This is a genomic window from Streptomyces ruber, from assembly GCF_014648075.1.
Lineage (GTDB): Bacteria > Actinomycetota > Actinomycetes > Streptomycetales > Streptomycetaceae > Streptomyces > Streptomyces ruber.
Genome location: NZ_BMQK01000002.1, coordinates 723,642 through 737,279 on the forward strand (window position 1 = coordinate 723,642; position 13,638 = coordinate 737,279).

Genomic DNA, 13,638 nt, shown 5'->3' on the forward strand with positions numbered 1-13,638 from the left:
CGGTACATGAGGTACCGAACCGACTGCTCTCCCGCCGCCTCGGGGAGCGGGAGGTGTCCCCGGCGGCGGCTGCGTCACCAGGCCGCCGCGAGGAGGTGCGAGCGGGTGGCTCGCTCGGATGAGCTTAACCGGTGGGTAATGAGCGCGCCAGCCCCTCTCCGTACCGCGGTCGTCCGCCCCTCAGCCGGCGGCCGCGAACAGCTCACCGGCCTCGGTGACCGCCCGCGCCAGGGCTTCCGGCTCCGGCCGCAGCCGGCTCACGATCCCGTCGAGGTCCCGCAGCCCCGCCCGCTCCAGGAGCCGCTTCTCGTTGGTGACCCACTCGCCGCGCGCCGCCAGCACCGCGTGCGCCGTCTCCGCGGCGGCGGTGGCCAGCGCGCCCGCGATCTCGGTGACCCGGCCGTGCCGGACGTGTGCCGCCTCGGCGTACTGCAAGGTCATGGCCGCCCGGCCGTGCCAGAAGCGCGGCGCCGCCTCGCGCAGTGCCTCCGGGTACCCGGGGCGGGGCAGGGCGCCGCTCAGCACCCGGTTGACGCCGAGCTCGGCGACCACCAGGTAGCTGGGGATGCCCGCGAGGTGGAACATCAGCGGCTCCCAGTGGAAGCGGCCCCGCCGGGCCTCCGCGAGCTCGTGCTCGACGACGTCGAGGTCGCGGTAGTGGACGTCGACGCGCCGGCCGTCGACGGTGAGCCAGGCGCCCCCGTTGAAGACGCCCCCGCCCCAGCCGCCGATCTCGGAGACCTCGCCCTCCCAGCCCACGGCCCGCAGGTCCGCCGGGTCGAAGCCGCCGCGGTAGTACACGGCCAGGTCCCAGTCGCTCTCCGGGGTGTGGGTCCCCTCCGCGCGCGAGCCGCCGAGGGCGACGGCGCGCACGGCGGGGAGGGCGGCGAGCCGGTCCGCGACGTGCTCGAGGAACTTCTCGTCATTCATGGGAGCACGATAGTGAGCCGTGACCGCGCGCTCCCCGTATGTCACCGCCGGCTTGGTCATGTACGCCCCCAACGGCGCGACGCGCCCCTAGGCTCGTGCCATGGGCGAAGAGGTGCGAGCACTCACCGAGCGCATACGGCGCGAATCGGGGGCGCCGCCGGCGTACGACCGGCTCGCGGCCACCGACGACCTCGACGAACTGGCCGGTGTGCTCACCGCCCCCGGGCAGCCGCTGTGGGCGCGGGAACTGGCCGCCTTCCGGCTCGGTGTCGCCGGGGACCGGAGAGCCTTCGAGTCGCTGGTCCTGTTCCTCAACCACCGTGACCCGCAGCGCTGCGCCTCCGCCGCCCACGCCCTGGCGCGGCTCGGCGACCCGCGCACGGCCCGGGCCGCCGCAGCGCTCGCCACCAACGAGCTCCGGGTCGCCTACGCCCTGCACCCCGTACGGCTCCTGGTGGCGCTGCGCGCCCCCGAGTCCGTGCCCGCGCTGATCACCACCCTGGAGCGGCGGCTGCGGCCGCACGACCCGTACCGCAAGGTCGCCCTCGCCTGCGTGGAGGGCCTGGGCGACCTGGGCGACGTACGGGCGCGGCGCGTCCTGACCGAGGCGCTGGCACACCCCGCGCTGGCCCAGGCGGCGGCCGGCGCGCTGAAGCGGCTGCCGGCGGCACGGTGAGCGCGCGGCCGCGCGGCGTCAGCCCCGGTGGCCCAGCAGTTCGTGCAGCGCCTCGCCCGGCGCGGAGCCGGACGCGCCCCGCGTGGCCGTCGGTTGCGGATCGGGCAGGGGCGCGCACCGCGCGTCGACCCCGTCGGTGCCGCGCGGCACCGTGCCGTCGGCCAGGTAGGCCGCCAGGTGCCGGTCCAGGCAGGCGTTGCCGCTCAGCGTGATGCCGTGATTGCCGCCGCCGTCCTCCACCACCAGGCGGGAGCCGCGCAGCAGCCGGCGCAGGGCGGCGGCGCCGGGATACGGGGTGGCCCCGTCGTGCGTCGACTGGAAGAGCAGCACCGGCGGCAGGGCGTCGTTCGAGACGTCCGGCGGGCGCAGCGGGCGGACCGGCCAGGACGCGCACGGTGCGTTGTACCAGGCGTTGTTCCAGGTGATGAACGGCGCCTCCTCGTACCCGGCCCAGGTGTCGCGGCGCCACCTGGACCAGTCGCGGGGCCAGGGCGCGTCGTGGCACTGCACCGCGGTGTAGACGCTGTAGGCGTTCTCGCCCGCCGCGTCGACGGCGGCGAGGTCCCGGTACGCGGCCAGGAGCGGAGCGCCGTCCCCGCGGCGCGCGTACGCCGCGAACACCTCGGCCAGGCGGGGCCAGTGGCCGTCGAAGTAGCTCGCGGGCAGGAAGGTGTCCTCCAGTTCGGCGGCGCCGACGGTGCCGCCCGCGGGCTTCTTCGCGAGCGCCGCGCGCATCGCGTACCACGAGGCCTCGACCCGCTCCGGTCCGGTGCCGAGCCGGTAGGCCGCGTCGTGCCGCGCGACCCAGGCCAGGAACGCCCGGTGGCGCTCGTCGAACGCCCGGTTCTGCAGGAGGTTGCTGGCGTACCACACGCGCGCGGGGTCGACGACGGAGTCCAGCGCCATGCGCCGCACGCGGTCCGGGTGCAGCTTCGCGTAGACGGCGCCCAGGTACGTGCCGTACGAGTACCCGAAGTAGTTGATCTTCTGGGCGCCGAGCGCGCGGCGGATCACGTCCATGTCCCGCGCCGCGCTCACCGTGCCGATGTACGGCAGCACGTCCCCGTGTCTTCGCGCGCAGCCCTCGGCGAAGGCCGCGGCGCGTGCGCGGCCCGCCGCCTCGGCGGCCGGCGAGGCCGGCAGCGGGTCGGGCCGCACCGGTGCGAAGTGCCCGGGCAGGCAGTTCAGGGCCGGACCGCTGGCCCCGACGCCCCGCGGGTCGAAGCCGATGACGTCGTACCGGGCCGCCACCCGCCGCGGCAGCGCGGAGGCGACGTACCCCGCCAGCGCCCGGCCGCTGCCGCCCGGCCCGCCCGGGTTGACCAGCAGCGGGCCCTGGTAGGGGCGCGCGGTGTGCGGGACGCGGGTCAGGGCGAGCGTGATCTGCCGGCCGCCGGGGTCCGCGTGGTCGAGGGGCGCCCGCACGGTCGCGCACTGGAGCGTCGGGTGCTCGCGGGTGGCGCACGCCGTCCAGGCCGCACGCTGCACGACGGGCCCCGAGCGCGCCGCCGGGGTGGGATCGGCGCCCGCCGCGAACGGGAACGCCATGATCGTTCCGGCTGTCACGGCGGCGCACAGGGCGGCTGCGCGTTTCCTCATCGGGTGCCTTCCGGGCGCAGGATGCCGAGCCGCGCAGGTCACGGCTCCGGTCGCATCCGTCCCGGCGGACAGCGGCGGAGCAACGTGTCCGACGGCGACGTGACCCGATCGGACCGAGGGAAGCGCCCGGATGCGCCGGTGCGGCCGGCCTGCTCAGAGCAGCGTGAGCTGGGTGGGCGCGGCCTGCGCCGCCGGCTGCGGCCGGGGCCCGGGGATCCTGCGCGGCAGCCCCGGGCGCGAGGGGCCGATGCCGTACTCCCGGGCCAGCTCGTGGACCTGTCCGGTGATCCGGCGCTGGTACCAGGTCGGCGCGTAGGCGCCCTGCGCGTAGAGGCGTTCGTACCGCTGGACGAGGTGCGGGTGGTGGTGGCGCAGCCAGTCCATGAACCACTCGCGGGCCCCCGGCCGCAGATGCAGTACCAGGGGCGTCACCGAGGTGGCGCCGGAGGCCGCGATGGCCCGTACCGTCTCGCGCAGCCGGTCCGGGTGGTCGCTCAGGAACGGGATCACGGGCGCCATCAGGACGCCGCAGCCGATGCCGTGATCCGTGAGGGCGCGTACGACGTCCAGGCGGCGCTCCGGGGCGGGCGCGCCGGGCTCCACCGTGCGCCACAGCTCCCGGTCGGTGAAGCCGACCGAGACGGAGATCCCCACCTCGGTGACCCGGGAGGCCTGCACGAGCAGGTCCAGGTCGCGCAGGAGCAGCGTGCCCTTGGTCAGGATCGAGAAGGGGTTCGCGTGGTCGCGCAGGGCCGCGATGATGCCCGGCATCAGCCGGTAACGGCCCTCCGCGCGCTGGTAGCAGTCCACGTTGGTGCCCATCGCGATGTGCTCCCCGTGCCAGCGGGGGGAGGCGAGCCGGTGGCGGAGCAGCTCCGGCGCGTTCACCTTGACCACGATCTGGGAATCGAAGCCGAGGCCCGTGTCGAGGTCCAGGTAGCCGTGGGTCTTGCGCGCGAAACAGTAGACGCACGCGTGCGTGCAGCCGCGGTACGGATTCACCGTCCATTCGAAGGGCATGCGCGAGGCCCCCGGCACCCGGTTCACGATCGATCTCGCCCGGACCTCGTGGAAGGTGATGCCGCGGAACTCCGGAGTGTCGAAGGTGCGGGTGGTCACCGCGTCCGCGCCGAACAGCGCGGCGTCCCGGGGCGCGGCGGAGCCCACCGGACCTGCGGGAGTCCCGTTGCCCCCGGCGTTCCCGGGATTCTCGGGGTTCTCGCGATGCTCGGGGTTCTCGGCCAGATGGTCCCAGCGCATGGGCGCCTCCTTGGTTGCACTGGCCACAGAATAGAACACATGTTCCCTTGATCGTGCGAACGGGTATTCGGGCATCGTCCGGGGGCGCTACCCGTCCCGGACCCTGATTTGGGCGGCCCGGCAGCCTGATGGTTGGCTTTCCGCCAACACGAGCCCACAAGTGCTGGAGGAAGTGCGCATGGCACAGGTAGAAGCCACCACGGAGCGCATCGTCGCCGGGGACGCGGACACGGTGTTCGACACCCTGGCCGACTACAGCGGCACCCGCGCGAAGCTGCTGCCCGAGCACTTCAGCGAGTACGAGGTCCGCGAGGGCGGTGACGGCGAGGGCACGCTCGTCCACTGGAAGCTCCAGGCCACCAGCAAGCGCGTCCGTGACTGTCTGCTGGAGGTGACCGAGCCGACCGACGGTGAGCTCGTCGAGAAGGACCGCAACTCCTCGATGGTCACCACCTGGCGGGTCACGCCGGCCGGGGAGGGCAGGTCCCGCGTCGCCGTGACCACCGTCTGGAACGGCGCGGGCGGCATCGGCGGCTTCTTCGAGAAGACCTTCGCCCCCAAGGGCCTCGCCCGTATCTACGACACCGTCCTCGCCAACCTCTCCGCCGAGATCGAGAAGTAACCGCTCCCCCCGGGACCCGCCGCCACCTCACCGGTTCGAGTGGACCTGGCGTGGCATGCGGCGTTTCTCCGTAACTCGTCGCAACTGCCGGAAGTTGTCGCACAACGCGAGAACCGCACGGCAGGTGCGACGAGGGGAGCGGCACATGAGCGGCATCACGCTGGCGCAGGGCGAACCGGTCACCGCGCCCCCACCGGACGCCGCCCCGCCCCCCACCGCACCCGTGCCGCTCGGCTCCCGGCGGCTGCGGCTGGTCCTGACCGGGCTCCTGCTCGCGCTGCTGCTCGCCGCGCTGGACCAGCTGGCCGTCGCCACCGCCCTCCCGCGGATCGCCGGCGAACTGCACGGCACGGACCGGATGTCCTGGGCGATCACCGCCTACCTGCTCACCGCCGCCGTGGGAGTCCCCGTCCTCGGCGGACTCGGCGACCGGTACGGCCACAAGGGCGTCCTGGTGCTCGCGCTCGGCGTCTTCGTCGTCGGCTCGGCGCTCGCGGGCTGGTCGCGCACCATGGACCAGCTCATCGCCTTCCGGGCGCTCCAGGGCATCGGCGCGGGCGGACTCATGACCGGGGCGCAGGCGATCGCCGCCGGCATCGCGCCCGCGCGGGGACGCGCCCGCGTCATGGGGGTGGCCGGCGCCGTCTTCGGCCTCGGCTCCCTCGCCGGCCCCCTGCTGGGCGGCCTGCTCACGGACCACCTCTCCTGGCGGTGGTGCTTCCACCTCAACGTCCCCCTCGGGCTCGCCGCTCTCGCCCTCGTCATGGCGGCGCCGCGGGCGGCGAGGCCCCGTGACAAGGCACGCCCCGACGTCCTCGGGGCGCTGCTGCTCACGGTCGCGTCGGCCTGTCTGGTGCTGCTGAGCGGCCTGGCCGGCACCGCGTACGGGCGGGACTCGTACGTCGTCCCGGGGCTCGCCGTCACAGCCGTGGCCGCCGGCGCCCTCTTCCTCCTCGCCGAGCACCGCGCGGCCGACCCCCTCGTACCGCTCAGACTGTTCAAGGACCCCGTCGTCGCCGTCACCGGCGCCGTGGGCCTCGCGGCCGGTGTCGCGCTGCACGCGGCGGCCACCCACCTGCCGGCCTTCCTGCAACTGGCCGGGGGGATGTCGGCGACCGGAGCCGGACTGCTCATGCTGCCGATGACGGGCGGCCTCGTCGGCGCGTCGGTCGTCGTCGGCGAGCTCGTCGTCCGCACCGGGCACCACCGGACGTACCCCGTCCTCGGCACCGCCCTCGCCGCCGTCGGCATGTGGCTGCTGACCGGGCTGGAGACGGACACGCCCCGGTTGTACTTCGGCATCTGGACGGCCGTCCTCGGCGCCGGCATCGGCATGGTCACGCCCGTCCTGGTCCTCACCGCGCAGAACGCGGTCCGTCCCGCCGACGCCGGCACCGTGACCGGCACCGCGGACTACGCCCGGCAGCTCGGCGGCGGCATCGGCGTGGCCGCCTTCGGCGCGCTCCTCGCGGACCGGCTCGCCGGCCGTCCGCCCACCCGCGCGGGCGCCGGACTGCCGGACCCCGCCTCCCTCACCCCGGACGTCGTGCAGGCGCTGCCCGCCGCGCTGCGCCACGACTACGACGCCTACGTCGCGGCGTACGCCGGCGCCATGCCGGGGATCTTCCTCTACCTGGTGCCGGTGCTCGTCCTCGGCCTTCTTCTCGCCCTCCTCCTGCTCAGGAGCGGTCCCCTGGTGTCCCTCGACGTCCCCGCCGGGTCCGTCCCGGTTCCGCCGCAGCGCCCCGCGCAGGGAGCCGGGGCGGCCGTGCGCGGCATCGTGCGGCAGCACGACGGACCGGCCGTGGCGCGGGCCGTGCTGACCCTCGTCGACGGCACGGGGCAGCAGATCGGACGGGGCACGGGGGGCGAGGACGGCCGGTACGAACTGGTTCCGCCCGGCCCGGGGGCGTACGTGCTGATCGCCGCGGCCGACGGCCACCAGCCGCACGCGGTGACCGTCAGCGTCGGCGAGGGCCCCGTACGGGTCGACATGGTGCTGGGCGGCCCCGGACGGCTGACCGGCCGGGTGGTCACCCACGACGGGAGCCCCCTGCCGGACGCGGCCGTCACGCTCACCGACGTCCACGGCCAGGCCGTCGCCACCACCCGCAGCGGACCGGGGGGCGACTACGCCGTCACCGACGTGGCCGCGGGCGAGTACACCCTCGCGGTGGGCGCCCACTCCTTCCGCCCGGCCGCCTGCCCCGTCACCGTCCGGCCCGCGCACGAGACCCGGCAGGACGTCGAGCTGATGGGCGGCGAGGTGCTGCGCGGCACCGTGCGCGCCGGCGCCGGGCGGCCCGTCGAGGACGCCCACGTCACCCTGCTCGACGTCACGGGAAACGTTGTCGGCACCCTGGTCACCGGGTCCGACGGGGCGTACCGCTTCGCCGACCTCCCCGTCGGCGAGTACACCGTCGTGGCCAGCGGCTACCCGCCCGCCGCGACGGTCCTCCAGGTCGCGGGCGGCAACGGCACCGAACGGGACGTGCACCTGCGACACGAGGACCACGGTGGGCACGGGGACCACGGTGAGGACGGGGCCTGAGGGGCACGGCCGGCACGGCCGGAGGGCGGCTGGGACGCGGGCGTGCGCCGGTGGGAGAGCGCCGGTGGCGCCCCCTGGCGAATTCGTCCGATGCCGCACATCGCCGCCGTTCCCGGCCCTACGGTGGTGACGACGGCACACGCCGCGCGGAACCGTGGGAGAAAGGGCCGGGGCCATGGACCGTGGCGCAGCGAGCGGCACACCTCCCGGCCGGGCGGGCGGGGAGCGGACGGCGGCGGAGCACGCCGCGGGCCGCATCCCCCTGGCCGTGGTCGTGGTGGACCGCGACGGACGCGTCTCGCACTGGAGCAGCGGCGCGCGCCGGCTGTTCAGGGTCACCAAGGAGGACGCGGTGGGCCGCCTCGCCGTGGACCTGCTGCCCGTGTCCGGTGCGCTGCCCGAGACCCTCGACGAGCCCGCGGACGCCGCGGTCCCCGCCGGCGACGCGGCGCCCCGCGGGGCGTACGCCGTGGAGGAACCGGGTCCCGCCCTGGACGCCTCGCTGGAGAGCGGGCTGTCCTATCCGGCCGCCGGACGGGCCCGCCTTACGGTGCCGGGGCAGGGCCGGGACGGCGCCCGTGTCGACGTGCTCTGGTGGGCGTACCCCCTCGTCGGGCCCGGGCAGGGGCGGCTGCTGGTCCTCGCCGCGGACGCGGGGGCGCTGCGGCAGGGAGAGGACGGCGGTGACGGCGGTGACGGCGGTGACGTGGAGCGGATCGCCCCCGGCTTCGCCCTGCACACCGACTTCCCCGGCGCCGAGGACCTCGCCCGCCGCCTCCCCGAGATCCTGCCGAGCATGAGCGTCGGCGACAGCGCCCGCATCGTCTCGCAGGTCCTCGAACTCGGTTACCCGGTCCTGGAGTTCAGCCGCCAGGACCGGGTGCCGGTCACCCCCGACTGGGGCGTCCCGCGCCGGGCGGAGCGACGGGAGCGCCGCGAGCGGGCCGCCCGCGCCGCCGCCGAGGGGCGGCCCGTACCGGAGGACCTGCGCGACGAGGGCGAGGACCTCGAGTACGCCGCCGTGCGTGAGCACCTGGAGTTCCTCAACGAGGTCAGCTCCCGCATCGGCAGCTCCCTCGACCTCTCCCGGACCGTCGTCGAGGTCAGCCGGGCGGTCGTGCCGCGGTTCACCGACGTCGCGGGCACCTACCTGCGCGAACAGGTCGTCGCCGGCGAGGGCTTCCCCGAGGGCGTGCCCGACACCACCACCCTGTGGCACCGGGTCGCCGTCGAGCACACGGACGAACCGGGCCGCTGGGACGACGTCGTCCCGGTCGGGGAGGCCATGCCGTTCCCCGCGCACACGCCGTTCTTCCAGTGCATGACCAGCGGCGATCCCGTCCTCGTGCCGCGCATCAGCGAGGAGATGGGGCACGCGATCGCCGCCCAGTTCGAGAAGCGCGACATCCGGCCGCTGATCACCCACCGCTCCATGCTGGTCGTGCCCCTCAAGGCGCGGAACGTGGTGCTCGGCTTCATGATCCTGCTGCGTCACCCCGAGCGCGCCGAGTTCAACGACATGGACCGGGTCACCGGCGCCGAACTCGCCGCCCGCGCGGGCCTCGTCCTCGACAACGCGCGCATGTACACCTACCAGGAGAGCGTCGCCGAGACGCTGCAGGACAGCATGCTGCCGCACATCCCGCCGCACCGGGCGGGCTGCGACATCGCCACCCGCTACCTGCCCGGCACACTGCTCGGGCGCGTCGGCGGCGACTGGTTCGACTCGGTGAAGCTGCCCGGAGCCCGTACCGCCCTCGTCGTCGGCGACGTGATGGGACACGGGCTCAACTCGGCCGCGATGATGGGGCAGCTGCGCACGGCCGTGCAGACCATGGCTGCGCTCGACCTGCCGCCCGCGCAGCTCCTGCGCAACCTCGACGACCTCGCCCAGCGCCTCGGCGAGCACTACCTCGCCACCTGCCTGTACGCCGTCTACGACCCCGTGGCCGGCGATCTGCACCTCGCGAACGCCGGCCACATACCGCCGGTGCTGGTGCGGGCGGCGGACGGCCGCAGCGAGCTGCTCGACCTGCCCACGGGCGCGCCCATCGGTGTCGGCGGTGTCGCGTTCGAGGCGGTACGCGTGCGCGTGGCGCCCGGCGACCGCCTCGTGATGTGCACCGACGGGCTGGTCGAGGTGCGCGGCGAGGACATCGGTGTCGGCCTCGCCACGCTCTGCGAGTCCGCCGCCCATCCGGCCGCGTCCATGGACGACGCCTGCGACACCATCATCCGCTCCCTCAACACCCGGGGCGGACGCAAGGACGACGTGGCCCTGCTGATGGCCCGTCTGAGCGGCATCGAGCCCGAGGACGTCGCCGAGTGGTCGTTCGCCCACACCCCGGCGGAGGCCGGGCGGGCCCGGGCGGCGGTCCGCGAGCAGCTGCACGTCTGGGGCCTGGCGGCGCTCGCGGACAACGCCGCGCTGCTGGCCGGCGAACTGGTCACCAACGCCGTACGGCACGCGCGCGGGCGGCGGATCGAGCTGCGGCTGGTCCGGGGCGACACGCTGCTGTGCGAGGTCGACGACGACGATCCCACGCTGCCGACGCTGCTCGGCGCGGGCACCGCCGACGAGTTCGGGCGGGGGCTCAGGGTGGTCAGCACCCTGGCGCGCGAGTGGGGGACCAGCCGGACCGGCGGGGGCAAGACCGTGTGGTTCGAGCTGCCGCTGCCGCGCCGCCGGCCGACGGAGGTGTGATCCTCCGGAACGGCCGGTGGGGAACGGCCGGTCGGGAACGGCCGGTGGGAAACGGCGGGAACGGTCGGGAACGGTCGGGGACGGGAGCCCCGGGCCGCGTGCGACGGGCCGGAAGGGGCGCGTGCGGCGCTCGACGGCGTGCGCTGGCGGTTCGGGCGTCAACGAAGGGCGCACGGTGCTTGTCGGTCCCCTTCCACCGCGGTACACCCGTGGTCTGGCCCGCCGCCCCCGGCGGACCGCGGTCGCACCCGGGGAGTCGGCATGAGCGTGACGAGTCGGTACAGGCAGGCATGGGAGGGGTTCTGGAGCGAGGCCCCCGAGGAACAGGGGGCCGTCTTCTGGGACAGCGACCCCATGGCGACCGTCGGCGTGCACCTCGCCCTCTTCGAGCCGTACCTGGCCCACCCCGGCCTGCCGGTCGTGGACGTCGGCTGCGGCAACGGCACGCAGACCCGGTTCCTGGCCGACCGCTACCGGCACGTCCTCGGCGTCGACCTGTCGGCCGCCGCACTGGACCACGCCCGGCGCGCCGACCCCGCGGGACGGGCCGGGTACCGGCTGCTCGACGCCGCCGAGACGGCACAGGTGACCGCGCTGCACGCGGAACTCGGCGACGCGAACGTCTACATGCGGGGCGTGCTGCACCAGTGCGAGCCCGAGGACCGGCAGCCCCTCGTCGACGCCCTGGCCACCCTGGTGGGGGAACGGGGGCGCGCCTTCCTCGTCGAGCTCTCCCAGGCCGCCCGGCCGCTGCTGCTGGGCCTGGCCGAGGGCGCCGACGGGCCGCCCGCCAAGCTGGCCTCCGTCCTGCGGCACGGCATCGCACCGGGCGAGGTCCCCGACGACGCCGTGCCCGGCCTCCTGCGCACGGCCGGCCTCACGGTCCTCGCGAGCGGCCGGCTGCCCCTCGTCACCACGGAGCACGGGCCCGACGGCACCCGGATCGAACTGCCGTCGAAATGGCAGGTGGCGGGGCGCGCGGGCTGAGGTGTGGCGTGGGGGCGCCGGGTGGCGGACGAGGAGGTGGCTCGAACGGACGTACGTTACCGGTCCGGGGAAGCGGGAGTTCTCCACAGGCCTGGTCCGGTGACGGCGCGGCCACGTACGGTTCTGACATGAAGATCCTCATCAGCGCGGACATGGAGGGCGCCACGGGCGTGACCTGGCCCGCCGACGTCCTGCCGGGCACGCCCCAGTGGGAGCGGTGCCGTGCCATGTTCACCTCCGACGTCAACGCCGCCGTGCTCGGCTTCTTCGACGGCGGCGCCGACGAGGTGCTCATCAACGAGGCGCACTGGACCATGCGCAATCTGCTTCTGGAGCGCCTCGACGAGCGGGCCGAGATGCTCACCGGCCGCCACAAGGCGCTGTCCATGGTGGAGGGCGTGCAGCACGGGGACGTGGACGGCATAGCGTTCGTCGGCTACCACGCGGGCGCCGGCATGGAGGGCGTCCTCGCGCACACCTACCTGGCCAACTCCATCACCGGCGTGTGGGTCAACGACGTACGGGCCAGCGAGGGCCTGCTGAACGCACACGTCGTCGCGGAGTACGGCGTTCCGGTCGTCCTCGTCACCGGCGACGACGTGACCTGCGAGGACGCCCTCGGCTACGCGCCCGGGGCGCTGAAGGTCGCCGTCAAGGACCATGTCTCCCGCTACGCGGCGGTGTGCCGGACGCCCGCCCGGACGGCCGCCGACATCCGCGCGGCGGCCGAGGAGGCGGCGGCGCTCGCGGTGCGCACCGCACCGGTCGAGGCGGGACCGCACACGGTGGCGCTGGAGTTCGACGCCGAGCACCTGGCGATGGCGGCCACCGTGGTGCCGGGCGTCGACCGTGTCGGGGAGCGCAGGGTCGCCTACACCAGCCCGACGATGTACGAGGGCATCCGTACGTTCAAGGCCGTGACCACGATCGTCTCGGCCGCAGTGGAGGAGCAGTATGGCTGAGCAGACCGACGAGCAGTCCCTGGACGAGGTCGTCCGTTTCACCTCCGACCTCATCCGTGTCGACACCACCAACCACGGTGGCGGGGACTGCTGGGAGCGGCCGGCCGCCGAGTACGCCGCCGAGCAGCTGGCCGGAGCCGGTCTGGAACCCGTCCTGCTGGAGCGCTCCAGAGGCAGGACGAACGTGGTCGCCCGGATCGAGGGCACCGACCCGTCGGCCGACGCGCTGCTCCTCCACGGCCATCTCGACGTGGTGCCCGCGCGGGCGGACGACTGGAGCGTGCACCCGTTCTCCGGGGAGGTCCGCGACGGGGTGGTCTGGGGCCGGGGCGCCGTCGACATGAAGAACATGGACGCGATGATCCTCGCGGTCGTCCGGGCGTGGGCGCGGCTCGGGGTGCGGCCCCGGCGCGACATCGTCGTCGCGTTCACGGCCGACGAGGAGGCGAGCGCCGAGGACGGCTCCGGATTCCTGGCCGACAAGCACGGCGAGCTGTTCGAGGGGTGCACGGAGGGCGTCAGCGAGTCGGGTGCGTACACCTTCCACGACGGGGCGGGCCGGCAGATCTACCCGATCGCGGCGGGCGAGCGCGGCACCGGCTGGCTGCGGCTCACCGCCCGCGGGCGGGCCGGGCACGGCTCCAAGGTGAACCGCGACAACGCGGTGACCAGGCTGGCCGCCGCGGTCGCGCGCATCGGCCACCACGAGTGGCCCGTCCGGCTCACCCCCACCGTGCGGGCCGCCCTGCTGGAGCTGTCCGCCCTGTACGGCATCGACGACCTGAAACCCGCCGGCCCCGTCGGCCTCGTCGACTCCGGCGGTCCCGTCGACGTGGACGCGCTCCTCGACCGGATCGGCCCCGCCGCGGCTCTGGTCGAGTCGACCGTCCGGAGCAGCGCCAACCCGACGATGATGGACGCCGGTTACAAGGTCAACGTGATTCCGGGGGAAGCCGTGGCGTACGTGGACGGCCGGTATCCGCCCGGCGGCGACGACGAGTTCGCCGAGACCCTCGACCGGCTCACCGGACCGGGGGTGGAATGGGAGTTCCACCACCGCGAGGTGGCCCTCCAGGCGCCGGTGGACTCGGTGACGTTCGCGCGGATGCGGGCGGCCGTGGAGGAGTTCGCGCCCGAGGGGCACGTCGTGCCGTTCTGTATGTCCGGCGGCACGGACGCCAAGCAGTTCTCCCGGCTCGGCATCACCGGTTACGGCTTCACGCCGTTGAAGCTGCCGCCGGGCTTCGACTACAACGCGCTGTTCCACGGCGTCGACGAGCGGGTGCCGGTCGAGGCGCTCCACTTCGGGGTCCGCGTCCTCGACCGCTTCCTGCGGACGGCCTAGGA

At 74.7% G+C, this 13,638-nt stretch carries 10 protein-coding genes; 7 read left to right on the forward strand and 3 right to left on the reverse strand.

Annotated features, from left to right (window positions below; genetic code table 11):
- Positions 1-180: 180 nt before the first annotated feature.
- Positions 181-930 (reverse strand): nucleotidyltransferase domain-containing protein, encoded by a 750-nt coding sequence (locus IEZ04_RS07645; RefSeq protein ID WP_189215913.1) that lies wholly within the window; start codon positions 928-930, stop codon positions 181-183.
- 100 nt (positions 931-1,030) lie between these two features.
- On the opposite strand from IEZ04_RS07645, the gene IEZ04_RS07650 reads away from it, so the two are divergent.
- On the forward strand, positions 1,031-1,606 hold the full coding sequence (locus IEZ04_RS07650; protein ID WP_189215914.1) for an adenylosuccinate lyase: 576 nt from the start codon (positions 1,031-1,033) through the stop codon (positions 1,604-1,606).
- Between the two features lie 18 nt (positions 1,607-1,624).
- Here the strand turns inward: IEZ04_RS07650 and IEZ04_RS07655 are convergent, their stop codons facing one another.
- Both IEZ04_RS07655 and IEZ04_RS07660 read right to left on the reverse strand, forming a co-directional pair.
- Positions 1,625-3,205 (reverse strand): alpha/beta hydrolase, encoded by a 1,581-nt coding sequence (locus IEZ04_RS07655; RefSeq protein WP_189215915.1) that lies wholly within the window; start codon positions 3,203-3,205, stop codon positions 1,625-1,627.
- 153 nt (positions 3,206-3,358) lie between these two features.
- Positions 3,359-4,465 (reverse strand): Rv2578c family radical SAM protein, encoded by a 1,107-nt coding sequence (locus IEZ04_RS07660; protein ID WP_189215916.1) that lies wholly within the window; start codon positions 4,463-4,465, stop codon positions 3,359-3,361.
- 178 nt (positions 4,466-4,643) lie between these two features.
- Here IEZ04_RS07660 and IEZ04_RS07665 point away from each other — a divergent pair, with 178 nt between their 5' ends.
- The 6 genes from IEZ04_RS07665 (at position 4,644) to IEZ04_RS07690 (ending at position 13,636) form a co-directional block, all read left to right on the forward strand.
- Entirely contained in the window at positions 4,644-5,087 is a 444-nt protein-coding gene (locus tag IEZ04_RS07665) for an SRPBCC family protein (protein ID WP_189215917.1), read from the forward strand.
- A gap of 145 nt (positions 5,088-5,232) precedes the next feature.
- On the forward strand, positions 5,233-7,638 hold the full coding sequence (locus IEZ04_RS07670; protein ID WP_189215918.1) for an MFS transporter: 2,406 nt from the start codon (positions 5,233-5,235) through the stop codon (positions 7,636-7,638).
- 175 nt (positions 7,639-7,813) lie between these two features.
- Positions 7,814-10,342: a SpoIIE family protein phosphatase gene (locus tag IEZ04_RS07675; RefSeq protein ID WP_189215919.1), complete on the forward strand. Its 2,529-nt coding sequence runs from the start codon at positions 7,814-7,816 to the stop codon at positions 10,340-10,342.
- A gap of 261 nt (positions 10,343-10,603) precedes the next feature.
- Positions 10,604-11,329 carry a class I SAM-dependent methyltransferase gene (locus tag IEZ04_RS07680; protein ID WP_189215920.1) on the forward strand — a complete coding sequence of 242 codons (726 nt, stop codon included), beginning with the start codon at positions 10,604-10,606 and terminating at the stop codon, positions 11,327-11,329.
- Between the two features lie 128 nt (positions 11,330-11,457).
- Positions 11,458-12,291, forward strand: a complete 834-nt coding sequence (locus IEZ04_RS07685) for a M55 family metallopeptidase (RefSeq protein WP_189215921.1) — start codon at positions 11,458-11,460, stop codon at positions 12,289-12,291.
- The gene (locus IEZ04_RS07690; protein WP_189215922.1) at positions 12,284-13,636 is read left to right on the forward strand and encodes a M20/M25/M40 family metallo-hydrolase; all 1,353 of its coding nucleotides are present in this window, start codon (positions 12,284-12,286) and stop codon (positions 13,634-13,636) included. The genes IEZ04_RS07685 and IEZ04_RS07690 overlap by 8 nt, the downstream gene beginning before the upstream one ends.
- Positions 13,637-13,638: the final 2 nt, after the last annotated feature.

Coding starts and splice junctions, on each gene's coding strand:
- IEZ04_RS07645 (WP_189215913.1), bottom strand. CDS start 930: ATGAATGACGAGAAGTTCCTCGAGCACGTCGCGGACCGGCTCGCCGCC.
- IEZ04_RS07650 (WP_189215914.1), top strand. CDS start 1,031: ATGGGCGAAGAGGTGCGAGCACTCACCGAGCGCATACGGCGCGAATCG.
- IEZ04_RS07655 (WP_189215915.1), bottom strand. CDS start 3,205: ATGAGGAAACGCGCAGCCGCCCTGTGCGCCGCCGTGACAGCCGGAACG.
- IEZ04_RS07660 (WP_189215916.1), bottom strand. CDS start 4,465: ATGCGCTGGGACCATCTGGCCGAGAACCCCGAGCATCGCGAGAACCCC.
- IEZ04_RS07665 (WP_189215917.1), top strand. CDS start 4,644: ATGGCACAGGTAGAAGCCACCACGGAGCGCATCGTCGCCGGGGACGCG.
- IEZ04_RS07670 (WP_189215918.1), top strand. CDS start 5,233: ATGAGCGGCATCACGCTGGCGCAGGGCGAACCGGTCACCGCGCCCCCA.
- IEZ04_RS07675 (WP_189215919.1), top strand. CDS start 7,814: ATGGACCGTGGCGCAGCGAGCGGCACACCTCCCGGCCGGGCGGGCGGG.
- IEZ04_RS07680 (WP_189215920.1), top strand. CDS start 10,604: ATGAGCGTGACGAGTCGGTACAGGCAGGCATGGGAGGGGTTCTGGAGC.
- IEZ04_RS07685 (WP_189215921.1), top strand. CDS start 11,458: ATGAAGATCCTCATCAGCGCGGACATGGAGGGCGCCACGGGCGTGACC.
- IEZ04_RS07690 (WP_189215922.1), top strand. CDS start 12,284: ATGGCTGAGCAGACCGACGAGCAGTCCCTGGACGAGGTCGTCCGTTTC.